The sequence below is a fragment of the Kitasatospora sp. NPDC058243 genome (assembly GCF_042882025.1).
Classification (GTDB): Bacteria; Actinomycetota; Actinomycetes; order Streptomycetales; family Streptomycetaceae; genus Kitasatospora.
The window spans coordinates 11,516-34,492 of sequence record NZ_JBHVWW010000003.1 but is presented as its reverse complement, the minus strand read 5'-3'; the positions used below and the strand labels follow the sequence as shown (position 1 = coordinate 34,492).

General features: G+C 72.3%; 18 protein-coding genes. 9 read left to right on the top strand and 9 right to left on the bottom strand.

The genetic code is table 11. The annotated features are described in order from the left end of the window. Positions 1-61: 61 nt before the first annotated feature. The 3 genes from ACFVX9_RS03175 to hrcA all read right to left on the bottom strand — a co-directional run bounded on the left by ACFVX9_RS03175 (position 62) and on the right by hrcA (position 3,335). Positions 62-811, bottom strand: a complete 750-nt coding sequence (locus ACFVX9_RS03175) for a 16S rRNA (uracil(1498)-N(3))-methyltransferase (RefSeq protein WP_063347521.1) — start codon at positions 809-811, stop codon at positions 62-64. Between the two features lie 273 nt (positions 812-1,084). Further along, a complete protein-coding gene (gene dnaJ, locus ACFVX9_RS03170) occupies positions 1,085-2,224 on the bottom strand; it encodes a molecular chaperone DnaJ (protein WP_063347522.1) in 1,140 nt (379 codons plus the stop codon). Positions 2,225-2,300: 76 nt separating this feature from the next. Then, positions 2,301-3,335, bottom strand: a complete 1,035-nt coding sequence (gene hrcA, locus ACFVX9_RS03165) for a heat-inducible transcriptional repressor HrcA (RefSeq protein WP_063347523.1) — start codon at positions 3,333-3,335, stop codon at positions 2,301-2,303. A 263-nt stretch (positions 3,336-3,598) separates the two neighbouring features. On the opposite strand from hrcA, the gene htpX reads away from it, so the two are divergent. The 3 genes from htpX (at position 3,599) to ACFVX9_RS03150 (ending at position 6,027) form a co-directional block, all read left to right on the top strand. Continuing rightward, positions 3,599-4,519: a zinc metalloprotease HtpX gene (htpX, locus tag ACFVX9_RS03160; RefSeq protein WP_063347524.1), complete on the top strand. Its 921-nt coding sequence runs from the start codon at positions 3,599-3,601 to the stop codon at positions 4,517-4,519. A 71-nt stretch (positions 4,520-4,590) separates the two neighbouring features. Beyond that, positions 4,591-5,175, top strand: a complete 585-nt coding sequence (locus tag ACFVX9_RS03155; RefSeq protein ID WP_363369929.1) for a hypothetical protein — start codon at positions 4,591-4,593, stop codon at positions 5,173-5,175. A 24-nt stretch (positions 5,176-5,199) separates the two neighbouring features. After that, entirely contained in the window at positions 5,200-6,027 is an 828-nt protein-coding gene (locus ACFVX9_RS03150; protein ID WP_387980095.1) for a DUF3097 domain-containing protein, read from the top strand. A gap of 3 nt (positions 6,028-6,030) precedes the next feature. On the opposite strand, the gene ACFVX9_RS03145 is transcribed toward ACFVX9_RS03150, so the two are convergent. From ACFVX9_RS03145 to ACFVX9_RS03135, 3 genes are read right to left on the bottom strand one after another with little or no spacing between them, the layout of a single operon-like run. Further along, entirely contained in the window at positions 6,031-6,585 is a 555-nt protein-coding gene (locus tag ACFVX9_RS03145) for a Uma2 family endonuclease (protein WP_387980093.1), read from the bottom strand. Positions 6,586-6,626: 41 nt separating this feature from the next. Next, positions 6,627-7,856, bottom strand: coding sequence for a radical SAM family heme chaperone HemW (gene hemW / locus ACFVX9_RS03140; RefSeq protein WP_380378505.1), 1,230 nt, complete (start codon positions 7,854-7,856; stop codon positions 6,627-6,629). Positions 7,857-7,914: 58 nt separating this feature from the next. Beyond that, positions 7,915-9,969, bottom strand: a complete 2,055-nt coding sequence (locus ACFVX9_RS03135; protein WP_387980091.1) for an AMP-dependent synthetase/ligase — start codon at positions 9,967-9,969, stop codon at positions 7,915-7,917. Between the two features lie 359 nt (positions 9,970-10,328). Between ACFVX9_RS03135 and ACFVX9_RS03130 the strand changes: the two genes are divergently transcribed. Further along, positions 10,329-12,062: an ABC transporter ATP-binding protein gene (locus ACFVX9_RS03130; protein WP_063347530.1), complete on the top strand. Its 1,734-nt coding sequence runs from the start codon at positions 10,329-10,331 to the stop codon at positions 12,060-12,062. Between the two features lie 209 nt (positions 12,063-12,271). Beyond that, complete coding sequence (locus ACFVX9_RS03125; RefSeq protein ID WP_063351094.1) at positions 12,272-14,170, top strand: ABC transporter ATP-binding protein; 1,899 nt, start codon at positions 12,272-12,274, stop codon at positions 14,168-14,170. A gap of 219 nt (positions 14,171-14,389) precedes the next feature. On the opposite strand, the gene lepA is transcribed toward ACFVX9_RS03125, so the two are convergent. Further along, positions 14,390-16,258 (bottom strand): translation elongation factor 4, encoded by a 1,869-nt coding sequence (gene lepA, locus ACFVX9_RS03120; protein WP_079135577.1) that lies wholly within the window; start codon positions 16,256-16,258, stop codon positions 14,390-14,392. A gap of 188 nt (positions 16,259-16,446) precedes the next feature. Here lepA and ACFVX9_RS03115 point away from each other — a divergent pair, with 188 nt between their 5' ends. Next, the gene (locus ACFVX9_RS03115; RefSeq protein WP_380430598.1) at positions 16,447-16,752 is read left to right on the top strand and encodes an antibiotic biosynthesis monooxygenase family protein; all 306 of its coding nucleotides are present in this window, start codon (positions 16,447-16,449) and stop codon (positions 16,750-16,752) included. A 174-nt stretch (positions 16,753-16,926) separates the two neighbouring features. Next, a complete protein-coding gene (rpsT, locus tag ACFVX9_RS03110) occupies positions 16,927-17,196 on the top strand; it encodes a 30S ribosomal protein S20 (protein WP_063347533.1) in 270 nt (89 codons plus the stop codon). 381 nt (positions 17,197-17,577) lie between these two features. On the opposite strand, the gene holA is transcribed toward rpsT, so the two are convergent. Next, the gene (gene holA / locus ACFVX9_RS03105; protein ID WP_063347534.1) at positions 17,578-18,576 is read right to left on the bottom strand and encodes a DNA polymerase III subunit delta; all 999 of its coding nucleotides are present in this window, start codon (positions 18,574-18,576) and stop codon (positions 17,578-17,580) included. A gap of 196 nt (positions 18,577-18,772) precedes the next feature. Here holA and ACFVX9_RS03100 point away from each other — a divergent pair, with 196 nt between their 5' ends. Beyond that, positions 18,773-19,066: a hypothetical protein gene (locus ACFVX9_RS03100; RefSeq protein WP_350878232.1), complete on the top strand. Its 294-nt coding sequence runs from the start codon at positions 18,773-18,775 to the stop codon at positions 19,064-19,066. 298 nt (positions 19,067-19,364) lie between these two features. After that, positions 19,365-20,102 (top strand): chitinase, encoded by a 738-nt coding sequence (locus tag ACFVX9_RS03095; protein WP_387980087.1) that lies wholly within the window; start codon positions 19,365-19,367, stop codon positions 20,100-20,102. Between the two features lie 206 nt (positions 20,103-20,308). Here ACFVX9_RS03095 and ACFVX9_RS03090 read toward each other — a convergent pair whose 3' ends face one another. Continuing rightward, complete coding sequence (locus ACFVX9_RS03090; RefSeq protein ID WP_387980085.1) at positions 20,309-22,933, bottom strand: ComEC/Rec2 family competence protein; 2,625 nt, start codon at positions 22,931-22,933, stop codon at positions 20,309-20,311. Positions 22,934-22,977 lie beyond the last annotated feature (44 nt).

The following is a 22,977-nucleotide window of genomic DNA, read 5'->3' as shown; positions in this document are numbered from 1 at the left end:
AGGCACGCGCGCGCACGGCGCGGGCCGGTTCGGGCAGACTCCGACCGCACGGGCGGGCCGGCTACGACCAGCGGCCGGTGCGCCCCAGCAGCAGGGCGCCGGCGGCCACCCCGGCGGTGGAGGTGCGCAGCACCGAGGGGCCCAGCCGGTACGGCCCGGCGCCCGCCTCGGCGAACGCGGCCAGCTCCTCCGGGGAGACCCCGCCCTCCGGGCCGACCACCAGCACCACGTCCCCGGCCGCGGGCAGCGCGGCCAGCGCCAGCGGCTCGGCGCCCTCCTCGTGCAGCACGGCGGCGAACGCGGCCTGGGCCAGCAGCGGCGCCAGCTGCCGGGTGGTCGCCGGCTCGCGCACCTCGGGGAAGCGCAGCCGGCGGGACTGCTTGCCGGCCTCCCGGGCGGTGGCCCGCCACTTGGCGAGCGCCTTGGCACCCCGCTCGCCCTTCCACTGAGTGATGCAGCGCGAGGCGGCCCACGGGACGATCACGTCCACGCCGACCTCGGTCATGGTCTCCACCGCGAGCTCGCCGCGGTCGCCCTTGGGCAGCGCCTGGACGACGACGATCCGCGGCGCCGGCTCGGGCTCCCGGCGGACGGCGGCCACCGTGACGTCGATCGCGTCCTTGCCGAGCACCGCGGCGACCGTCCCGTCCACCCCGAGGCCCAGCCCGTCGGCGAGGGTCACCGCCTCGCCCGCCGCCAGCCGCTTCACCGCGGCCGCGTGCCGCCCCTCCGGCCCGTCGAGGCGCACCACGGAGCCGGGCGCGGCGGCGGCGATCCGCTCGGTCTCGACGACGAAGACGGGGGCGGTCATGCGGGGAACCTCCGGGGGGTGGGGCGGATCGGGAACGCGAAAGGGGCGCCGGGCGGAACCCGGCACCCCCGCGCGGACGGCCAGGGCCTGGCGGGCCCGGGCTAGGGCGTGTCTGACAATTCGCGGCGGATCAGCGCGCGGCGTTGGGCGCCCGGCTGGGCGTGCCGGCGAAGCGTCCTCGTACTGGGTCGTACTTGGATGTTTCGCCGGTGCGGTCAGGCGGGATGCCCGGCGTCGCGCGCCCGGCGGGAATTGTCAGACACGCCCTAGGGCCTAGCGGCCGTTGAACGCGTCCTTGAGGCGCGAGAACAGGCCCTGCTGGCCCGGCGCGAACTGGCCGGACGGCCGCTCCTCGCCGCGCAGCACCGCGAGCCGGCGCAGCAGCTCCTCCTGCTCGGGGTCGAGCTTGGTGGGCGTCTGCACCTCGACATGCACTATCAGGTCGCCTCGGCCGCCGCCGCGCAGGTGCGTGATGCCGCGGCCGTGCAGCGGGATCGACTGGCCGGACTGGGTGCCGGGCCGGATGTCGAGCTCCTCCAGCCCGTCCAGGGTCTGCAGCGGCACCTGGGTGCCGAGGGACGCGGCCGTCATCGGGATGGTGACGGTGCAGTGCAGATCGTCCCCGCGCCGCTGGAAGACGGTGTGGGTGGTCTCGGCGATCTCGACGTACAGGTCGCCGGCCGGGCCGCCGCCGGGGCCGACCTCGCCCTCGCCGGCCAGCTGGATCCGGGTGCCGTTGTCGACACCGGCCGGGATCTTGACGGTCAGGGTGCGCCGGGCGCGGACCCGGCCGTCGCCGGCGCACTCCGGGCACGGGGTCGGCACGACGGTGCCGAAGCCCTGGCACTGCGGGCAGGGCCGGGAGGTCATGACCTGGCCCAGGAACGACCGGGTGACCTGGGAGACCTCGCCCCTGCCGCGACACATGTCGCAGGTCTGCGCGGAGGTGCCGGGGGCCGCGCCCTCACCGCTGCACGTGGTGCAGGTGACGGCCGTGTCGACCTGGAGTTCCTTGGTGGTGCCGAAGGCGGCCTCCTCCAGGGTGATCTCCAGCCGGATCATGGCGTCCTGGCCGCGGCGGGTGCGCGAGCGCGGGCCGCGCTGGCCGGCCGCGGCGCCGAAGAAGGCGTCCATGATGTCGGAGAAGCCGAAGCCGGCCGCCCCCGCGCCGAAGCCGCCCGCGCCCCCGCCGCCCGGCGAGAGCGGGTCACCGCCGAGGTCGTAGACCTGGCGCTTCTGCGGGTCGGAGAGCACCTCGTAAGCGGCGTTGATCTCCTTGAACCGCTCCTGCGTCTTCGGGTCCGGGTTGACGTCCGGGTGCAGTTCGCGTGCCAGGCGTCGGAAGGCCTTCTTGATCTCGTCCTGCCCCGCATCCCGTCGGACGCCGAGTACCGCGTAGTAGTCCGTGGCCACCAAATGCTCCGCTTGTTCCGCCTGTAGTAGTGCTGCGACTGGACACCGCCGTCAGAGGTTCCGACGGCGGCCTGTGCTACGACTCGGCCAGAATCTGGCCCACGTACCGCGCCACCGCACGCACCGCCCCCATTGTGCCCGGATAGTCCATCCGGGTCGGACCGATCACACCCAGTTTGGCCACGCTCTCGTCGCCCGAACCGTAACCGACCGACACCACCGAGGTGGAATTCAGCCCCTCGTAGGCGATCTCCCGCCCGATCCGGACCGTCATCGCGGCGTCCGCCGTCTCACCCAGGAGGCGGAGCAGGACGACCTGCTCCTCCAGGGCTTCCAGCACCGGCTGGATGGTCAGGGGGAAGTCGTGCCCGAAGCGGGTCAGGTTGGCCGTGCCGGCCAGCATGATCCGCTCCTCGTTCTGCTCGGCGAGCGCTTCGAACAGCGTCGCCAGGACCGTGCTGACGGTCGGGCGGTCCGGCGGCTCGAAACCCGCCGGGAGCTCCTCCAGGAACCCCGGCACGTCCGGCAGCCGCTGGCCGACGGCCCGCGCGTTGATCCGGGCCCGCAGGTCCGCCAGGACCGTCTCGCCGACCGGGCCCGGGCAGTCGACCATCCGCTGCTCGACCCGGCCGGTGTTGGTGATCAGGACCAGCATCACCTTGGTCGGGGCCAGCGCCACCAGCTCGATGTGCCGGACGGTGGACCGCGACAGCGAGGGGTACTGCACCACCGCGACCTGCCGGGTGAGCTGGGCGAGCAGCCGCACCGTCCGCATGACCACGTCGTCCAGGTCGACGGCGCCGTCCAGGAAGTGCCGGATCGCCCGGCGCTCGGGGGCGCTCATCGGCTTGACCTCGGCGAGCTTGTCGACGAACAGGCGGTACCCCTTGTCGGTGGGGATGCGCCCGGCGCTGGTGTGCGGCTGGTGGATGTAGCCCTCCTCCTCCAGCGCCGCCATGTCGTTGCGCACGGTCGCCGGGGAGACTCCGAGGTTGTGCCGCTCCACCAGGGCCTTGGAGCCGACCGGCTCCTCGGTGCCCACATAGTCCTGGACGATCGCGCGGAGCACGGCGAGCTTGCGGTCGTCCAGCTGGCGAACCTCACCGGCCATGGGGCACACACCTCCGTCTTCGCACGTTGTCCGTTCGTGTCACGCATGCTGCTGCCCGCTCCGGGAGGATCCCGGCTCCGGCACCCGCTTTGGCACTCTGAACCTGCGAGTGCCAAAACCGTACCTGCCAGTGTAAGGCCCGGGCCCAACGGCAGGAACGGCCCGGCCGGAGTGATCCTGCCCGCAGTTCCCGGCGCGGGGGTGGTGCCGCAGGGCCGTCCGGGTGGCAGCATCGAAGACGACGGCGAATGGAGGAGCAAGCAATGTCGAGCTCGGGCCAGCACACCCGTTTCGCGCCCGACCGCGGCCTGACCGGCCGCATGGTCGTGACGATGTTCGTGATCGGGCTGCTGTACGTCGGTTTCACCGGTCTGCTGATCGTGCTGCTGCGCGGCGCCTGGCCACTGATCGTCCTGATCTCCGGCGGGCTGTTCGTGGCCCAGTTCTGGTTCAGCGACAAGATCACCGAACGGGCGATGGGCGCCCACCAGGTGACCCCTGAGCAGTACCCGCAACTGCACGGCACCATCGACCGGCTCTGCGCGCTGGCCGACATGCCCAAACCCCGGGTGGCGGTCGCCGACAACGACATGCCGAACGCCTTCGCCACCGGCCGCAACCCGCAGAACGCCGTGGTGTGCGTCACCACCGGCCTGCTGCGCCGGCTGGAGCCCGAGGAACTGGAGGGCGTCCTCGCCCACGAACTGTCCCACGTCGCCCACCGGGACGTCGCGGTGATGACCATCGCCGGCTTCCTCGGCGTCCTCGCCGGGGCCATGACCCGGATCGCCATGTACGGCGGGTTCATGGGCGGCAACCGCAACAACAACGACCAGAACGCGGCCATCGTCGCCCTGATCATCCCGCTGGTGTCGATGGTCGTCTACGCCATCAGCTTCCTGCTCACCCGGCTCCTGTCCCGCTACCGGGAACTCGCCGCCGACCGCGCCGCCGCCCAGCTCACCGGCCGGCCCAGCGCCCTCGCCTCCGCGCTCACCAAGGTCACCGGCCAGATCGCCGCCATCCCCAGCAAGGACCTGCGCCAGGCGCAGCCCTACAACGCCTTCTACTTCGCCCCCGCGCTGAGCGCCCGGGAGACCGCCTCGCAGCTGTTCTCCACCCACCCGACGCTGGAGAAGCGGCTCGCGGAGCTGGCGAAGATCTCCGAGCAGCTCGGCCGCTGAGGCCCCGGCCCCCTGCGGCCCTCCCGCCCCCCTCCTGGCTCCTCCCGACTCCCTCCCCCGAAAGGACCGCCGTGGGAATCCTGGACACCCTGTTCGGGCGCACCAAGCCCGTCAAGCCCGACCTCGACCAGCTGTTCGGCGTCCCGTCCGCCGCCCTCACCCTGGAGGCCGCGGCCGGGTTCACCCCCACCGGGCTCGGCTCGGTCTGCTTCGCCGCCGTCGAGGGCGCGGCCTTCGGCCAGGTCGAACAACAGGTGCGGGCGCTGCTCGACGCCGACACCGAGCGCGGCGGCGTCCCGGTCGAGGCCTCCAAGGACGGCTACGGCTACTCCTGGCTGCTCGCCCGGCACACCCCCGAGGAACTGCCGGACCTGGTCAACGACCTGCACGCGGTCAACAGCGAGCTGGAGGCGAACGGCTTCGGGCCGCAGCTGCTCTGCTCGCTGGTCGGCTTCCGCAACCCGGACGGGCAGTCGCTGGCCCTGGTCTACCTCTACAAGCGCGGCACCTTCTACCCCTTCGCCCCGATGCCCGGCGGCGGGGAGCGGCGCAACAGCCCGCTGGAGCTCCAGGTCAACGCGACGCTCGGGAACGACCTGCGGCTGGAGAAGGACCTCAGCCGCTGGTTCCCGGTCTGGGGCGCGCCGGGCCTCTGACGGTCCGTCCGTATAGTCGCTTTCATGCACAGCCGCCAGTACGGACCCGACCTGACCCCGCCGTGGAAGAAGCAGCAGCCCGCCCCGGAGGTGACCGCCGAACGGGACCTGGTGGTGGAGGAGGCCGCCACCGGCTTCTGCGGCGCGGTGGTGCGCTGCGAGAAGACCGCCGAGGGCTTCACCGTCACCCTGGAGGACCGCTTCGGCAAGCTCCGGGTGTTCCCGCTGGTGCCGCGCGGCTTCCTGCTGGAGGGCCGGACGGTCACCCTGGTGCGCCCGGCCGGCCCCGCTCCCTCCCGCACGCCGGCCCGCACCGCCTCCGGCTCGGTCGCCGTCCCCGGTGCCCGGGCCCGGGTCGCCCGCGAGTCGCGGATCTACGTCGAGGGCCGGCACGACGCCGAACTGGTCGAGCGGGTCTGGGGCGACGACCTGCGGATCGAGGGCGTGGTCGTCGAGTACCTGGAGGGCGTGGACGACCTGCCCGCGATCGTCGCCGACTTCGCCCCCGGCCCGGGCCGGCGCCTCGGCGTCCTGGTCGACCACCTGCTCCCCGGCACCAAGGAGCACCGCATCGCCGCCCAGGTCACCGGCGACGCCGTCCTGGTCGTCGGCCACCCCTACATCGACATCTGGCAGGCCGTGAAGCCCGCCTCCGTCGGCATCCCCGGCTGGCCCGCCGTCCCGCGCGGCGAGGAGTGGAAGGAGGGCGTCTGCCGCCGCCTCGGCTGGCCGGTGAACACCCCCGCCGCCTGGAAGCGGATCCTCTCCACGGTGGACAGCTACAAGGACCTGGATCCGGAACTACTGGGAAAGGTCGAGGAGTTGATCGACTTCGTGACGATTCCGGAGTGACTGTCAGAGCGTTCCGAACTCACCTGTGTCCAGCGTCACGCCCAGGACGTCGACCCGGACGGGGTCGCCGAACTTGAAGGGCTGCCCGACCGCGTAGTCCGGGACGCCCGACGCGGTAGCGGTGTCGGGTTCGGTGAGCAGCAGACACTCGCCCTTGAAGGGGTCGACGATCAGATAGGCCTTGATCGTCCCGCCCGCGTACATCTCCCGCTTGACGTGGTAGTCGCGATAGGCGCTGGTCTTCGACACCACCTCGACGACCATGGTCACCGCAGGCGCCGGGACCAACCGTCCGGGGGCTTCCACCGCGCCCCGCTCGATCACCACCAGATCCGGCTGCGGCTCGCTGGCCTCGTGCGCGAAGGCCAGGTCCTGGGTCTGCAACCGATGCCAGAGAGCCCGCGGGACCTGATCCACGATGCACTCGACGATGAGGTTGTGGACCAGATCCGGCCCCGCCGTCATCACGATTTCCCCCCTGATGAGCTCGGCCTTGACGCCTTCCGGCACCTCCAGGTTCTCGAAGATCCCGGTCATCCGATCATCGATGGCGGTCATCGCACGCTCCCTCCGACGGCTGACGTCCACGTCAACGAATGTCAGTCCACCAGGTCACGTACGACCGCGTCGGCGAGCAGGCGGCCCTGGAGGGTGAGGACGGCGCGGCCCCCGGCGTACGGCTCGGCGGCGAGGAGGCCGTCGGCGAGGTGGCGGGCGGCGGCGTGGCGGCCGGTGTCGGTGAGGAGGGTGAGCGGGATGCCCTCGGCGAGGCGCAGTTCCAGCAGGATGCGCTCGACCCGGCGGTCCTCCTCGGCGAGCACCTCGCGGCCCAGGGCGGGGGTGCGGCCCTCGGCGAGGGCCTGGGCGTAGGCGGCGGGGTGCTTGGCGTTCCACCAGCGGACGCCGCCGACGTGGCTGTGCGCGCCCGGGCCGGCGCCCCACCAGTCGGCGCCGGTCCAGTACAGCTCGTTGTGGCGGCAGCGGCCCTCGGGGGTGGTGGCCCAGTTGGAGACCTCGTACCAGGTGTAGCCGGCGGCGCTGAGCGCCTGTTCGGCGATGAGGTAGCGGTCGGCGTGCACGTCGTCGTCGATCATCGGCAGTTCGCCGCGCTTGACCCGGGCGGCGAGCTTGGTGCCGTCCTCGACGATCAGGGAGTACGCGGAGACGTGGTCGGGCCCGGCGCCGATGGCGGCGTCCAGGGAGGCGCGCCAGTCGTCGTCGGACTCGCCGGGAGTGCCGTAGATGAGGTCCAGGTTGACGTGGTCGAAGCCGGCGGCGCGGGCCTCGGCGACGCAGGCCTCGGGGCGGCCGGGGGTGTGGTGGCGGTCGAGCAGCTTCAGGACGTGCGGGCGGGCGCTCTGCATGCCGAAGGAGACCCGGTTGTAGCCGCCCTCGCGCAGTTCGGCCAGGTAGGCCGGGTCGACGGACTCCGGGTTGGCCTCGGTGGTGACCTCGGCGCCGTCGGCGAGCCCGAACTCCTCGCGCAGCGCGGCGAGCATCTTCACCAGGTCGCGGGCGGGCAGCAGAGTGGGGGTGCCGCCGCCGAGGAAGACGGTCTGCACCGGCAGGTCGACCGGGCCGAGGACCTGGCGGGCCAGCCGGATCTCGGCGACCACGTTGTCCGCGTAGGTCTCCTGGGAGGCGACCGCCCCGGAGGAGCGCAGCTCGGTGGCGGTGTAGGTGTTGAAGTCGCAGTAGCCGCAGCGGCTGGCGCAGTAGGGCACGTGCAGGTAGAAGCCGAACGGCCGCTGCCCGAGACCGGTGCGGGCGGATGCGGGCAGGGAACCGTCGGACGGCACCGGTTCGCCGTCGGGGAGTGCGGAGGGCATGACCCCATTGTCCCGTACGGCTCACCCGAACCGGTGAGCCGTACGGGGGCGGGGCCGATCAGGCCTCGTTGGCGCCCGCGTACATCGCGGTGACGGCGTCCGCGTAGGTCCGCTCGACCACCGGGCGCTTGATCTTCAGGCTCGGGGTGAGCTCGCCGTGCTCGATGTCGAGATCGCGCGGCAGCAGGTGGAACTTCTTGATCGTCTGCCAGCGCTGGAGGTCGGCGTTGAGCCGCTTGACGAAGCCCTCGATCAGCTGGTGCACCTGCGGGTCGGCCGTCACCTCGGCGTAGGACTTGCCCTTCAGCCCGTGCTCGGCGGCCCACGGCATGATGACCGCCTCGTCCAGGCCGATCAGCGCGGTGCAGAAGTTGCGGCCGTTGCCGATCACGAGGATGTTGCTGACGAACGGGCAGACCGCCTTGAACCTGCCCTCGACCTCGCTGGGCGCGACGTACTTGCCGCCGGAGGTCTTGAACAGGTCCTTCTTGCGGTCGGTTATCCGCAGGAAGCCGTCGGGGCCGAGCTCACCGATGTCCTCGGTGTGGAACCAGCCGTCGGCCTCCAGCACCTCGGCGGTCTTCTCGGGCAGGTCGTGGTAGCCGCGCATGACGCCGGGGCCGCGCAGCAGGATCTCGCCGTCCTCGGCGATCCGGACCTCGGTGCCGGGCAGCGGGCGGCCCACGGTGCCGATCCGGATGTCCTCCTCACGGTTGACGCAGGAGCCGGCGCTGGTCTCGCTGAGGCCGTAGCCCTCCAGGATCGGCACGCCGGCGCCGAGGAAGAAGTAGCCGATCTCGGGCGCGAGCGCGGCGCTGCCGGAGACGGCGCCGCGCAGCCGGCCGCCGAAGGCCGCGCGGATCTTGGCGTAGACCAGCTTGTCGGCCAGGCCGTGCTGGAGCCTGAGGCCCAGCGGGGCGGTGCCGGCACCGGTGGCGATCCGGCTCTCCTGGACGGCGCGGGCGTGCTCGCGGGCGACCTTGGCGGCCCACCGGAAGATCTTGTACTTGGCGCCGCCCTCGGCCCGGGCCCGGCCGGCGATGCCGTTGTAGACCTTCTCGAAGATGCGCGGCGCCGAGGCCATCACGGTCGGCCGGATGACCGGCAGGTTGTGGATGATCCGGTCGACCCGGCCGTCCACGGCCATCACGTGGCCGGTGGCGATCTGGCCGGAGATCAGCGTCTTGCCGAACACGTGCGACAGCGGCAGCCACATGAACTGGACGTCGTCGGAGCGCAGCAGCCCGCTGGCCTCCTGGGCCCGGGCCTCGTACGCCCAGCAGTCGTGCACCAGGCGCACGCCCTTGGGGCGGCCGGTGGTGCCGGAGGTGTAGATGAGGGTGGCCAGCTGCTCCTTGTCGAGCGCGGCGACGGTCTTCTCGACCGCGTCCGGGTGCTGCTCCAGGTACTCGGCGCCGCGCTGCTCCAGCTCGGCGAGAGTGAGCACGGTGAGGGCGTTCAGACCCTCGGCCTCGGGGGTACTGGCCTCTGGGGCGCCCGCCTCGGCGGCGTCAGTCCCGGCGGCGTCAGTCCCGGCGGCGTCAGTCCCGGCGGCGTCAGTCCCGGCGGCGTCAGTCCCGGCGGCGTCAGTCCCGGGGGCGTCGGCCTCGGCGGCGTCGAAGAGGATGACGGTCCGCAGCTCGGGCAGCTGTCCGAGCTGGTCGACGGCCTTGGCGAGTTGGGCGGAGTTCTCCGCGAACAGCGCCCTGGAACCGGAGTTGGAGAGGATGAACGCGGTCTCGTCGGCGTTGGTGCTGGGATAGACGGTCGTGGTGGCGGCACCCGCGCACATGTTCCCGAGGTCGGCGATGATCCATTCGAGCCGGGTGGAGGAGGCGAGCGCCACCCGGTCCTCCGGCTGGATGCCGAGCGCCATCAGCCCGGCGGCCACCGCCTTGACCCGGGCCGCGGTCTGCGCCCAGGTCAGTGAGCGCCACTGCTCGGCGCCGGGGGCGCTGTCCGCGGCGTGCTCGTCGACCGGGGCCGGGTAGCGGTAGGCCTCGGCGTTCGGGGTGGCGGCGACCCGCTCCAGGAAGAGGTGGGCGACGGAGGCGGGACGCCCGGCGACCAAGTCGGCACTGCCGGAGTCGATCAGGGACTGCGCGGAACTCAACGAGGACCTCCGGGGGCGGGTGGCCGTCTGAGGGATGGTTTCGGCGCCCGTGGGGGGCGGTCGCCGGGCCCCCGGTCAACCCTGGCGATACCGGCGAGTAACAAGGGGGCAATCAGCAGCCTAGGGGGAAACCGGTCATTCCGTAAGAGGGCGGGGCCCGGCCGGCACACCGCCGCACCGCCGGTGCCCGACGACCACTCCGCCCCGCGCCCCGGTGAACCCCTGCAACCGGGCCCGCCGTACGGTTCGGCAAAGGACTGGGCAAACCTGCGATCCACAACTCGTGAATCTCCTGTACGAGTCCACCAAAGAACGAGAATCGGGATGCGAATCCACCCGTCGACGACAAGAGTGTGCCAGTGCTGATCAGACTTCTCAGGGCGTACCTGCGCCCGTACTCCCGACCGATCGCGCTGCTCGTGGGGCTCCAACTGGTGTCCACCCTGGCGGCGCTCTACCTGCCGACGCTCAACGCCGACATCATCGACGACGGCGTGGTCAAGGGCGACACCGGCTACATCCTGCAAGTGGGCGGGGTGATGATCGGCATCACCCTGGTCCAGGCGCTCTGCTCGATCGGCGCCGTCTACTACGGATCCCGCACCGCCATGGCCTTCGGCCGGGACGTCCGCGCCGCCGTCTTCGACCGGGTGCAGAGCTTCTCCGCCCGCGAGGTCGGCCAGTTCGGCGCCCCCTCGTTGATCACCCGCACCACCAACGACGTCCAACAGGTCCAGATGCTGGCCCTGATGAGCTTCACGCTCATGGTGGCCGCCCCGATCATGTGCGTCGGCGGCATCATCATGGCCCTCAACCAGGACGTGCCGCTGTCCGGCCTGCTGCTCGCGGTCATCCCGCTGCTCGGCGCCGTCGTCCTCCTCCTGGTCCGCTCGCTGCGCCCCAAGTTCCGCAGCATGCAGACCCGGATCGACACCGTGAACCGGGTCCTGCGCGAGCAGATCACCGGCATCCGGGTCATCCGCGCCTTCGTCAAGGACGACCACGAGCAGGCCCGCTTCGCCAAGGCCAACGGGGACCTCACCGACACCGCCCTCCAGGTCGGCCGGCTGATGTCGTTCATGTTCCCGGCCGTGATGCTGGTCGTGAACGTCTCCAGCGTCGCCGTGCTCTGGTTCGGCGCCCACCGGATCGACAACGGCGGCATGCAGATCGGCGCGCTCACCGCCTTCCTCTCCTACCTGATGCAGATCCTGATGAGCGTCATGATGGCCACCTTCATGTTCATGATGGTGCCGCGCGCCGAGGTCTGCGCCGAGCGCATCGAGGAGGTCCTCGGCACCTCCTCCAGCGTCGTCCCGCCCGCCGCGCCGATCACCGAGGTGCTGCGCCGCGGCAACCTGGAACTGCGCGACGTCGACTTCCGCTACCCCGGCGCCGAGGCCTCGGTGCTGCGCGGCATCGCCATCACCGCCCGCCCCGGCGAGACCACCGCCGTCATCGGCTCCACCGGCAGCGGCAAGTCCACCCTGCTCGGACTCGTACCCCGACTGTTCGACGCCACCTCCGGCCAGGTCCTGCTCGACGGCGTCGACGTGCGCGAACTCGCCCCCGAGACGATCGCCGAGAGCGTCGGCCTCGTCCCGCAGAAGCCCTACCTGTTCTCCGGCACCGTCGCCAGCAACCTCCGCTACGGCCGGCCCGACGCCACCGACGAGGAACTCTGGCACGCCCTGGAGATCGCCCAGGCCAAGGACTTCGTCGAGGAACTGGCCGAAGGCCTGGACGCCCCGATCGCCCAGGGCGGCGGCAACGTCTCCGGCGGCCAGCGCCAACGCCTGGCCATCGCCCGGGCCCTGGTCCGCCAGCCCGACGTCTACCTGTTCGACGACTCCTTCTCGGCGCTCGACTACGCCACCGACGCCAGGCTGCGCAAGGCCCTCGCCCGCGAGACCTCCGACGCCACCGTGCTGATCGTCGCCCAGCGCGTCTCCACCATCCGCGACGCCGACCGGATCATCGTCCTCGACGAAGGCGCGGTCGTCGGCACCGGCACCCACCACGAACTGATGGCCGACAACCCGACGTACCGGGAGATCGTGCTCTCCCAGCTCACCGAGCAGGAGGCGGCGTGACCACCCCCGGCAAGCCCGACGCGGACACCAGGACCGCGGACACCGCGACAGCGGACCCCGAGGCCGCGGACACCAGAACCGCGGACCCCGAGACCACGGACACCACACAGCCCGACCCGGACACCAAGGCCGCGGACCCCGCCGACGAACTGCCCAGCGACTCGCAGGCCGCCGCCGCCCGCCGCGGCCCCGCCGGACCGGGCCGCTTCATGGGCGGCCAGGGCACCGAGAAGTCCATGGACTTCAAGGGCTCCGGCAAGCGGCTGCTCGCCCTGCTGCGCCCCGAACGCAACCTGATCTCCGGCGTGCTGGCCCTCGGCGTGCTCAGCATCGGCTGCGCCGTCACCGGCCCCAAGGTCCTCGGCAACGCCACCGACCTGATCTTCGCCGGCGTCGTCGGCGCCCGCTTCGAACCCGGCACCTCCAAGGCGCAGATCGTCGAGGGGCTGCGCGCCCACGGCGAGGGCGGCGTCGCCGGCCTGCTCTCCTCGGTGGACTTCACCCCCGGCCAGGGCATGGACTTCGGCGCCATCGGCACCGTCCTGCTCTGGGTGCTGGTCATCTACCTCGCCTCCGCTCTGTTCGGCATCGTCCAGGGCCGGCTGGCCACCACGGCGATCCAGCGGGCCGGCTACCGGCTGCGCCAGGACGTCGAGGCCAAAATCGCCCGACTGCCGCTCAGCTACTTCGACAAGCAGCCGCGCGGCGAGGTGCTCAGCCGGGTCACCAACGACATCGACAACATCAGCCAGTCCATGCAGCAGACCATGGGACAGGTCGTCAACTCGCTGCTCACCGTGGTCGGCGTGCTGGCCATGATGTTCTGGATCTCCCCGCTGCTGGCGACGATCGCCCTGGTCTCGGTGCCGCTGTCGGTGGCCGTCGCCGCCAAGGTCGGCAAGCGGGCGCAGCCCCAGTTCGTCCAGCAGTGGAAGTCCACCGGCCAACTCAACGCGCACATCGAGGAGATGTATACCGGCCACACCCTGGTCAAGGTGTTCGGCCGCCAGCGCGAGTCCGCCGAGACCTTCCGCGAGCACAACGAGGCGCTGTACACCTCCAGCTTCCGGGCGCAGTTCATCTCCGGGATCATCCAGCCCGCGATGATGCTCATCGGCAACCTGCAGTACGTGCTCGTCGCGGTCGTCGGCGGCCTGCGGGTGGCCAGCGGCGCGCTGTCCATCGGCGACGTGCAGGCGTTCATCCAGTACTCGCGGCAGTTCAGCCAGCCACTCACCCAGGTCGCCAGCATGGCCAACCTGGTGCAGTCCGGGGTCGCCTCCGCCGAGCGCGTCTTCGAACTGCTGGACGCCCCCGAGCAGACCCCCGAACCGGCCGTGTCCGAGCGGCCCGACACCATCCACGGCCGGGTCGCCTTCCAGGACGTGTCCTTCCGCTACGACCCCGAGAAGCCGCTCATCGAGGACCTCTCGCTCAAGGTCGAACCCGGCCAGACCGTCGCCATCGTCGGCCCCACCGGCGCCGGCAAGACCACCCTGGTCAACCTCCTGATGCGGTTCTACGAGGTCAGCTCCGGGCGGATCACCCTCGACGGGGTCGACGTCTCCGCGATGTCCCGCGAGGACCTGCGCTCCGGCATCGGCATGGTGCTCCAGGACACCTGGCTGTTCGGCGGCACCATCGCCGACAACATCGCCTACGGCGCCCAGGGAGCCACCCGCGAGCAGGTCGTCGAGGCCGCCAAGGCCGCCCACGTCGACCGCTTCGTGCGCACCCTGCCGGACGGCTACGACACCGTCATCGACGACGACGGCGCCGGGGTCAGCGCGGGCGAGAAGCAGCTGATCACCATCGCCCGGGCGTTCCTCGCCCAGCCGTCGATCCTCGTCCTGGACGAGGCGACCAGCTCCGTCGACACCCGCACCGAGGTGCTGATCCAGCGGGCCATGGCCCGGCTGCGCACCGGCCGCACCAGCTTCGTGATCGCGCACCGGCTCTCCACCATCCGGGACGCCGACGTGATCCTGGTGATGGAGAACGGCTCGATCGTCGAACAGGGCTCGCACGACGAGCTGATCGCCGCGCACGGCGCCTACGCGCGGCTGTACCAGGCGCAGTTCGCGGAGGCCGTGGCCGAGGTGGACTGACCGTCGCACACCGCCGGTGCCGAGCCGGGGCGGGCCCGAACCGCCCCGGCTCCTCGTCCGCGGCGCGCTGCGGCGGGAGAAGCTGCGGCGGGGGAAGCTGCGGCGGGGGAAGCTGCGGCGGTCCGCTCCGGCGGGGAAGCTGCGGCGGCCCGCTCCGGTGGAGAGAACGAGGATGGGCCCGGGCGGTTGTCCGCCCGGGCCCCTCTCACGCGCCTGTGGTTACTTCTTTTCCTTCGGCGCCTCGGCGTCGGTGGACAGCGCGGCGATGAAGGCCTCCTGCGGGACCTCCACGCGGCCGACCATCTTCATCCGCTTCTTGCCTTCCTTCTGCTTCTCCAGCAGCTTGCGCTTGCGCGAGATGTCACCGCCGTAGCACTTGGCGAGGACGTCCTTGCGGATCGCGCGGACCGTCTCACGGGCGATCACCCGGGAGCCGATGGCCGCCTGGATCGGCACCTCGAACTGCTGGCGCGGGATCAGCTTCTGCAGCTTGCCCGCCATCATCACGCCGTAGCCGTAGGCCTTGTCCTTGTGCACGATCGCGGAGAAGGCGTCCACCGCGTCGCCGTGCAGCAGGATGTCGACCTTCACCAGCTGGGCGGACTGCTCGCCGATGGGCTCGTAGTCGAGCGAGGCGTAACCGCGGGTCTTGGACTTCAGCTGGTCGAAGAAGTCGAAGACGATCTCGGCGAGCGGCAGGGTGTAGCGCAGCTCGACCCGGTCCTCGGACAGGTAGTCCATGCCTTGCAGGTTGCCGCGGCGGGACTGGCAGAGCTCCATGATCGCGCCGACGAACTCGTTGGGCGCCAGGATGGTGCCGCGCACGACCGGCTCGTACACCTCGGCAAGCTTGCCGGTCGGGAACTCGCTCGGGTTGGTGACGATGTGCTCGGTGCCGTCCTCCATGACCACCCGGTAGACCACGTTCGGGGCGGTGGAGATCAGGTCGAGGTTGAACTCGCGCTCCAGGCGCTCCCGGATGATCTCCAGGTGCAGCAGGCCGAGGAAGCCGCAGCGGTAGCCGAAGCCGAGCGCGACCGAGGTCTCCGGCTCGTACACCAGCGCGGCGTCGTTCAGCCGCAGCTTGTCCAGGGCGTCGCGCAGCAGCGGGTAGTCCGAGCCGTCCAGCGGGTACAGGCCGGAGAACACCATCGGGCGCGGCTCCTTGTAGCCGCCCAGCGCCTCGGTCGCACCCTTGTGCATCGAGGTGATGGTGTCACCGACCTTGGACTGCCGGACGTCCTTCACACCGGTGATGATGTAACCCACCTCGCCGACGCCCAGGCCGTCGGCGACCTTCGGCTCGGGCGAGATGACGCCGATCTCCAGCAGCTCGTGGGTGGCGCCGGTGGACATCATCGCGATCCGCTCGCGCTTGGTGAGCTGCCCGTCCACGACACGCACGTAGGTGACCACGCCGCGGTAGGAGTCGTACACCGAGTCGAAGATCATCGCGCGGGCCGGGGCGTCCTTGACGCCGACCGGGGCCGGGATGGTGTTGACGATGTGGTCCAGCAGGTCCTCGACGCCGAGGCCGGTCTTGGCGCTGACCTGCAGCACGTCCGAGGGGTCGCAGCCGATGATGTGCGCGATCTCCGCCGCGTACTTCTCCGGCTGGGCGGCCGGCAGGTCGATCTTGTTCAGCACCGGGACGATCGTGAGGTCGTTCTCCAGCGCCAGGTACAGGTTGGCGAGGGTCTGCGCCTCGATGCCCTGGGCCGCGTCGACCACCAGGATGGTGCCCTCGCAGGCCGCGAGGGAGCGGGACACCTCGTACGTGAAGTCCACGTGGCCGGGGGTGTCGATCATGTTGAGGATGTGCGTCGTCCCGGCATTCGGACCGGTCTTCGGCGCCCACGGGAGGCGGACCGCCTGCGACTTGATGGTGATGCCGCGCTCGCGCTCGATGTCCATGCGGTCGAGGTACTGGGCGCGCATCTGCCGCGGGTCGACGACGCCGGTGATCTGCAGCATCCGGTCTGCGAGCGTCGACTTGCCGTGGTCGATGTGGGCGATGATGCAGAAGTTGCGGATCAGCGCCGGGTCGGTACGGCTGGGCTCTGGCACATTGCTGGGGGTCGCGGGCACCTTGGTCCGATTCTCCGTTGGTCCGGGGCCGGGGGTGTCCTGGTCATCGCTGACCGGTTTTCCCGGGGACCGGACAGTCTCGTCCGATCGAAATAGTTCCTCCCATCTTCCCACGACCACGGCGCGGACCGCCGTTCGGTCCGCCCGGACCTTCTCCGGGCCCGCGCCAGGCGGCAGGATGACACCCCGTGATCCTCGAAAGCGCCCTGCTCGACGTCCTGCCCGGCCTGGAGGACGAATTCCTCGCCGCCTTCGCCGAGGCCCGGCCCCTGATCGCCGTCCAGCAGGGCTTCCGCTCCCTGCACCTGCGGCGCTGCCTCGACGAAGGACGCGGCTCGCGATTCCTCCTCCAGGTGGAATGGGAGACGCTCGCGGACCACACCGAGGGCTTCCGCCGCTCAGCCGAGTACCGGCAGTGGCGGGAACTGCTGCACCGCTTCTACCGGCCGTTCCCGGAGGTCGAGCACTACGGGGAGCCGGTGCTCAGCGCGTAGCCGACCCACTACTGCGCAGGCGACCCGCCGTGGGGCCGGGCTCCCGGTTTGGGGCGGGTGGCGGGCCCCTGGTAGCGTGGGCTGCTGCACCTGGCCCCGGCATGCCCTCTCAGCTGCCCGGCGGCCGCGCGGTGCAGCCCGTTCAATCCTTTTAGACAAGACTGAGGCTCCTTCGTGGCGAACATCAAGTCCCAGATCAAGCGCAACAAGACCAACGAGAAGGCGCGCCTGCGCAACAAGGCCGTCAAGTCCTCGCTGAAGACCGCCCTGCGCAAGGCCCGTGAGGCCGCTGCCGCCGGCGAGACCGAGAAGGCCACCGTGCTGGCCCGCGCCGCCTCCAAGGCGCTGGACAAGGCCGTGAGCAAGGGCGTCATCCACGCCAACCAGGCCGCCAACAAGAAGTCGGCCATCACCAAGCGCGTCAACACGGCCGCCCAGGCCTGACGCCCCGGGGGCCTCGGCCCCCACCGCCTCGGGACGGACCCGGCCCTCTACCCGGACCCCTGAGGCGCGTGAGACTCGCACCGCACGCGGCCTGCGTTCGCCACGCGGGTGCGGTGTACGAAGCAGTACGACAGGCGCCGTAGTCGGCCTCTCTCCAGAGGCCCACTGCGGCGCCTGTCGCGTTCCGCGGCCCGACCGCTGTCGTCGGTCACGCGTGTCCGGGGCTCGGGGGCTCCGGGGCTCCGGCGGCGCTGCGGGCCGGCGTCTGGGGGACCGTCCGCTCGATGGGCACGTAGGCGGTGGCACGTAGGCGGTGGCAGGTGGGTCGGCGGGTAGCCGGGTCCGGCTCGTCCTGGGTCCGGTCCGGTGGCCCCGCCGCCGTCAGTACGCCGGGCGGGACCCAGCCCGGGCCGCCCGGGCGACGGCCACCACCGCGCGCTCCAGCGCGAAGGCCGGATCGTCCGAGCCGCCCTTGACGGCGGCGTCGGCCTGGGCGATCGCGGTCAGCGCGGTGGCCACCCCGTCGCCCGTCCAGCCGCGCATCTGCTGGCGCACCCGATCGACCTTCCACGGCGGCATGCCCAACTCGCGGGCCAGGTCCGCCGGACGCATGTTCCGCCCGGTGGTCGCCAGCCGCCCGATGCTGCGCACGCCGGAGGCCAGTGCGTAGGTGATGCCGGTCGGCGGCTGGCCCACCGCCAGCGCCCAGCGCAGCCGCTCCAGCGCCTCCGCGGCCCGGCCGGTGACCGCCAGATCGGCCACCTCGAAGCCCGTCGCCTCGGCCCGGCCGCTGTAGTAGCGGGCCACCACCGTCTCGTCGATCGCGCCCTCGACGTCCGAGGTCAGCTGGCTGCACGCGGCCGCCAGCTCGCGCAGGTCGCTGCCGAGCGAGTCCAGCAGGGCCTGGCAGGCCTCCGGTGTGGCCGAGCGGCCCAGCGTACGGAACTCGCCCCGGACGAAGGCCAGCCGCTCGTTCGCCTTGGTCAGCTTCGCGCACGCCACCTCGCGACCGCCCGCCTTGCGCCCGGCGTCCAGCAGGCCCTTGCCCTTGGCCCCGCCCGCGTGCGCCAGCACCATGATCACTTCTTCGGCCGGCGCCTCGATGTACGCCTTGACCTCCTTCACCGAGTCGGCGGAGAGGTCCTGCGCGGCCCGCACCACGATCACCTTGCGCTCGGCGAACAGCGACGGCGTGGTCAGCTCGGCCAGGCTCCCCGGCTGCAGGCTGCCGGGCGGCAGATCCCGCACGTCGGTGTCCGGGTCCGCCGCCTTTGCCGCCGCCACCACCTGGGCGACCGCGCGGTCCAGCAGCAGCTCCTCCTGGCCGACCGCGAGGGTCAGCGGGGCGAGCAGGTCGTCGGGTGCACTCTTCCTGGCCATCGCCTACCAGCATCCCACGGGGCGCGGACACTCCCGCCCGGGGCGACCCCCGCCCCCGGTCCCGCCCGGTCCCGCCCCTCCGGCCCGACCTGCCCGACCCGGCCCGCCCGACCCGACCCGCCCGACCCGACCCGACCCGCCCGACCCGACCCGACCTGCCCGACCACGCCGATCACCCGACCTGGAGAATGGTCCGGTGACCGAGAACCACACCACCGACCTGCCGGACGTCAACGACCCGCACGCCCGGCAACTGCTCGTCCTGCCCGACCGCGACGCCGCCGAGGACGCCTCCGAGGAGCTCAGCGCCGCCCACCCCGACCTCGGCGAGCTCGACCTCGTCCGGGACGCCCTAGCCGGCGAGGACGACGCCGAGGACGCCCAGTGGCTGGTCGTCGTCGAGCCCCCGGAGGACGGCTGGACCCCGGCCCTGCTGCGCGCCCTCGACGCCATCGCCGTCGAGCACGAGGGCTGGCGCGAGGAAGGCTGACCCGGCCGGCCGGGCCCGGCCCGGAGTCTTCGAGAGGGACGGGCGAGGGGGGACGGGCCCCGGACGCGGCGCTGCGCCCGTTCCGGGCCGAGGAGCACGAGGCCACCGGGTCCGGCCACCGCGGCGTCAACCCTCGATGAGCCACACCCCTGTCGAGTGATTCACCGTCACTTCCGCGCCTCCTCACCCCAAGTGCGTGCCATTCTGCGAACGTTGCTTCGGCCACGAATCTTCGCGCATCCGAGCCGGCTGCCCGCAGGGGCCCAGCGACTCGGTCCACGCCACCCAAGGAGTGCAGATGTCGGTATCCCGCGCCCTCTCCCGGACCCGGTCCCGCGTTCTGGCCGTGCTGAGCGCCGCCGCAGTCGCGAGCGGGCTGGCGGTCGCCGTTCCGGCGACGCCCGCCTCCGCCGACGGGTTCGTGGTCAGCGAGGCCCAGTTCAACCAGATGTTCCCGAACCGGAACTCCTTCTACACGTACGACGGCCTGGTCAATGCGCTGAGCGCCTACCCCGGGTTCGCCACCACCGGCGACGACGCGACGCGCAAGCGGGAGGCGGCCGCCTTCCTCGCCAACGTCAGCCACGAGACCGGCGGCCTGAAGTACGTCGTCGAGCAGAACACCGCCAACTACAGCCACTACTGCGACGCCTCGCAGTCCTACGGCTGTCCGGCCGGCCAGAGCGCCTACTACGGGCGCGGCCCGCTCCAGATCAGCTGGAACTTCAACTACAAGGCGGCGGGCGACGCCCTGCACATCGACCTGCTGGACGACCCGTACCAGGTGGAACGGGACTCCGCCGTCTCCTGGAAGACCGGCCTCTGGTTCTGGGACACCCAGAGCGGCGCCGGGACGATGACCGCGCACGACGCCATCGTCAACGGCAGGGGCTTCGGCGAGACCATCCGCAGCATCAACGGCGCCCTCGAATGCGACGGCAAGAACCCGGACGAGCGGAACGACCGCATCAACCTCTTCCAGAACTTCGTCGGCATCCTCGGCACCGACGTCGGCGGCGGCAACATCTCCTGCTGACCCGACCGGCCCTGCCGACAGCTCGCGCTTGATGGTCGAGTGCGACGCGCCATCGCAGGTGCCCGCACTTCGGCGCGCTCCGGGCGGGGCCCGGAGCGCGCCGCAATCGTTCTCCGGGCCCCGCCCCGCCCCCCGCCCCCTCCCTCCTCCCCACCCCAACCCCTTTCCCTTCCCCACCTGATGGTTGGGAGGAGAGGAGGGCGGGGTCAGCCGGGCGGGGCTCGCGGGGTGTGCGAGCCCCGCCCGGTACGGGAGGCGGGCGCTCCGTCCGCAGCGTGCGAGCGGGGCTTGCGCGCCTCGTGCGCCGCCTGCGGGTGCACGGACACCCCGAGGACGGCCGGCGATCCGCCCGTCACCGCGATGTCGCCCACCCGATCGGTGCGCAGCACGCTCGCACCCAGCGCGCGCAGCCGATCCACCGTCCGCACGGACGGATGCCCGTACGCGTTTCCCTCGCCGCACGAGATCAATGCCAGCCGGGGACGCAACGCACCGGTCAAAGCCCAGTCCTGATGCGCCGATCCGTGGTGCGCCACCTTCAGGACGTCCACCCGCCCCAACCGGCCCAGCAGCGCCGACTGGGCAGGCGGTTCGAGGTCCCCGAGCAACGCCATCCGCAGTCCGCCCGCCACCGACACCAGCAGCGCGACGCTCGCGTTGTTCGCCCCCGGGGCCTCGACAGCCGCCCCGGCGTCGGGCCAGACCACCTCCCAGGACAACGCCGGGCCCGCCGAGCGCCGTTCACCGCGCCCCGCGCGCAGCAGCGGGACTCCGGCACCGACCGCCCAGCCCGCCACCCGGGCCGCCTCACCCGGTGGATCGTCCAGGGTCGTGCCCTCGATCGCTCCGACCCGGCGGCCCCGAACCACCCCCGGCACACCCTCGACGTGATCGGCGTGGAAGTGCGTCACCACCAACAGCGGCACTTCCGTGACACCCAGATCCCGCAGGCACCTGTCGGCGGCGTTCGGATCCGGCCCCGCATCGACCACCACCGCGCTGTCCGGTGCACCGGCCGCGAGCACCAGCATGTCCCCTTGGCCCACGTCGCACATCACCATCCGCCACCCCGGCGGCGGCCAGCCGGTCGCGATCCGGGTGAGCTGCGGTGGCCGCAGCAGCACGGCCAGCAGGACCACGAGCAGCACCCCCGTCACCAGCGCCCGCACCCACCGCCGCCGGGCACGGACGGGCTTGCCGGACGGCGCTCGCCGTGGCAGCAGGAGCGGCATCACCCAGCAGGCCGCCAGGGTGGCCAGCGCGACCGTCGCCGTCCCGAACCACCCGCCCGGCCAGGAGAGTTGGCCGCCCGGAAGTTCGGCGCCGCGCCGCGCCACCAGGGCGAGCCAGCCGACCGGCACTCCGGCCGGCTCCGCGAGCAGGCGGGCCAGGTCCGGGAGGAGCGGCTGCAGCACGAGCACCCCGAAGCCGAGCAGGGTCGCCGGGGCCACCGCCAGTTCGGCCAGCAGGTTGCACGGGATCGCGACCAGGCTGACGTGCCCGGACAGCACCACCGTCACCGGCGCGCACAGGGCCTGGGCGGCGGCCGTCGCCGCCAGGGCACCCGCCAGGTGGTGCGGCCAGCGCCGGGACCGCAGCGCCTCGGCCCAGTGCGGCCCGAGGACGAGCAGCCCGGCCGTGGCGAGCACCGAGAGCAGGAATCCGAAGGAACGCGCCAGGAACGGGTCGAGCAGGACGAGCACCAGGACCGCCCCGGCGAGCGCGGGCACCGCCTGCCGGGGCCGGCCGGTGGCCAGCGCGAGCATGCCGATCAGCCCCGTCCCGGCCGCGCGCAGCACGCTGGGCTCCGGCCGGCAGACGGCGACGAAGGCCAGCGTCAGCGCCGTCCCGAGCAGCGCGCTGGTGTGCAGCGAGAGCCCCAGCAGCGCGGCCAGCCCGCGCCGTTCCGGGGTGCCGGCCTGCCCCGGGGCGCCCAGCAGCGCGCCGAGGACGATCGCCAGGTTGGCCCCGCTCACCGCCACCAGGTGCACCAGGTCGGTGGCCCGGAAGGCGTCCTCAAGGTCGTCGGGCAGTCGCGAGGTGTCCCCCACGACCAGGCCCGGGAGCAGCCCGCGCGCGTCCGGCGGGAGCCCGTCGCTGGCCGTGCGCAGACCGGCACGCAGCCGCCCGGCGATCCGCTGCGGCAGGTTCGGCGGCGCGAGGCGGCGGGGCGGGCCGTGGACGACCAGCAGCGCCGCGCACTCGGTGTCGTAGCCGTCTCCCGCGGGCCGCACCTCGGCCTCCACCACCAGCCGCTCCGACGGGAGCAGCCCCTGCCAGGGCCCGGATTCCGCGCCCCGGACCATGACGGTCACCGGGGTTCGCGTCCGGGTACTGCGCCCGTCCGGCAGGAGCGTGACCCGGTCGGCCACCGCGTCGACGGTGAGGAGGGTCTGCCCGCCGGTGGTCCCGCCCCGGGCCGCGTGGGACTTCGGGTCCGCCGCGACGGTCAGCTCCGCCTCCACCACCCGAGCGGGCTCGCCCGGAGATCGCGGCGGGGCGTGCTCGGCCGCTCGGACGAGCTCCGGCAGCGGACCCCGGTGCAGATCGGCGGTGTGCAGCGGGGTGGCCACCACGGCGGCGGCTCCGGTGAGCAGGACGGCGGCCAAGGTCACCGCCGCTGCGCGTCGGCGTGGGAGCGCGGGCCTGACGAGCAGCAGGACGGCCGCCAGCGCGGCGGCACCCGCCAGGCCGAAGGCGAGGACGTCGTACCCCGGCTCCAGGCCGAGGAGCGCGGCCGTCACCACCCAGGCCGAGACGGCGGGAAGCAGCAGCCGGAAGTCGGCACCGGTGGAGCGGTTCGGCAGGTTCGGTTCGGTGGTGGCGGGCACGGCGGTACCTCCCTTCGGCGGGTGGCGGCGACGGACGAACGACG

Excerpts from the sequence above, each read along its gene's own strand:
- hemW (WP_380378505.1), bottom strand. The coding sequence starts at position 7,856 with ATGCCCTCCGCACTCCCCGACGGCGAACCGGTGCCGTCCGACGGTTCC.
- ACFVX9_RS03175 (WP_063347521.1), bottom strand. The coding sequence starts at position 811 with ATGACCGCCCCCGTCTTCGTCGTCGAGACCGAGCGGATCGCCGCCGCC.
- ACFVX9_RS03125 (WP_063351094.1), top strand. The coding sequence starts at position 12,272 with ATGGGCGGCCAGGGCACCGAGAAGTCCATGGACTTCAAGGGCTCCGGC.
- ACFVX9_RS03095 (WP_387980087.1), top strand. The coding sequence starts at position 19,365 with ATGTCGGTATCCCGCGCCCTCTCCCGGACCCGGTCCCGCGTTCTGGCC.
- hrcA (WP_063347523.1), bottom strand. The coding sequence starts at position 3,335 with ATGGCCGGTGAGGTTCGCCAGCTGGACGACCGCAAGCTCGCCGTGCTC.
- holA (WP_063347534.1), bottom strand. The coding sequence starts at position 18,576 with ATGGCCAGGAAGAGTGCACCCGACGACCTGCTCGCCCCGCTGACCCTC.
- htpX (WP_063347524.1), top strand. The coding sequence starts at position 3,599 with ATGTCGAGCTCGGGCCAGCACACCCGTTTCGCGCCCGACCGCGGCCTG.
- ACFVX9_RS03150 (WP_387980095.1), top strand. The coding sequence starts at position 5,200 with ATGCACAGCCGCCAGTACGGACCCGACCTGACCCCGCCGTGGAAGAAG.
- ACFVX9_RS03145 (WP_387980093.1), bottom strand. The coding sequence starts at position 6,585 with ATGACCGCCATCGATGATCGGATGACCGGGATCTTCGAGAACCTGGAG.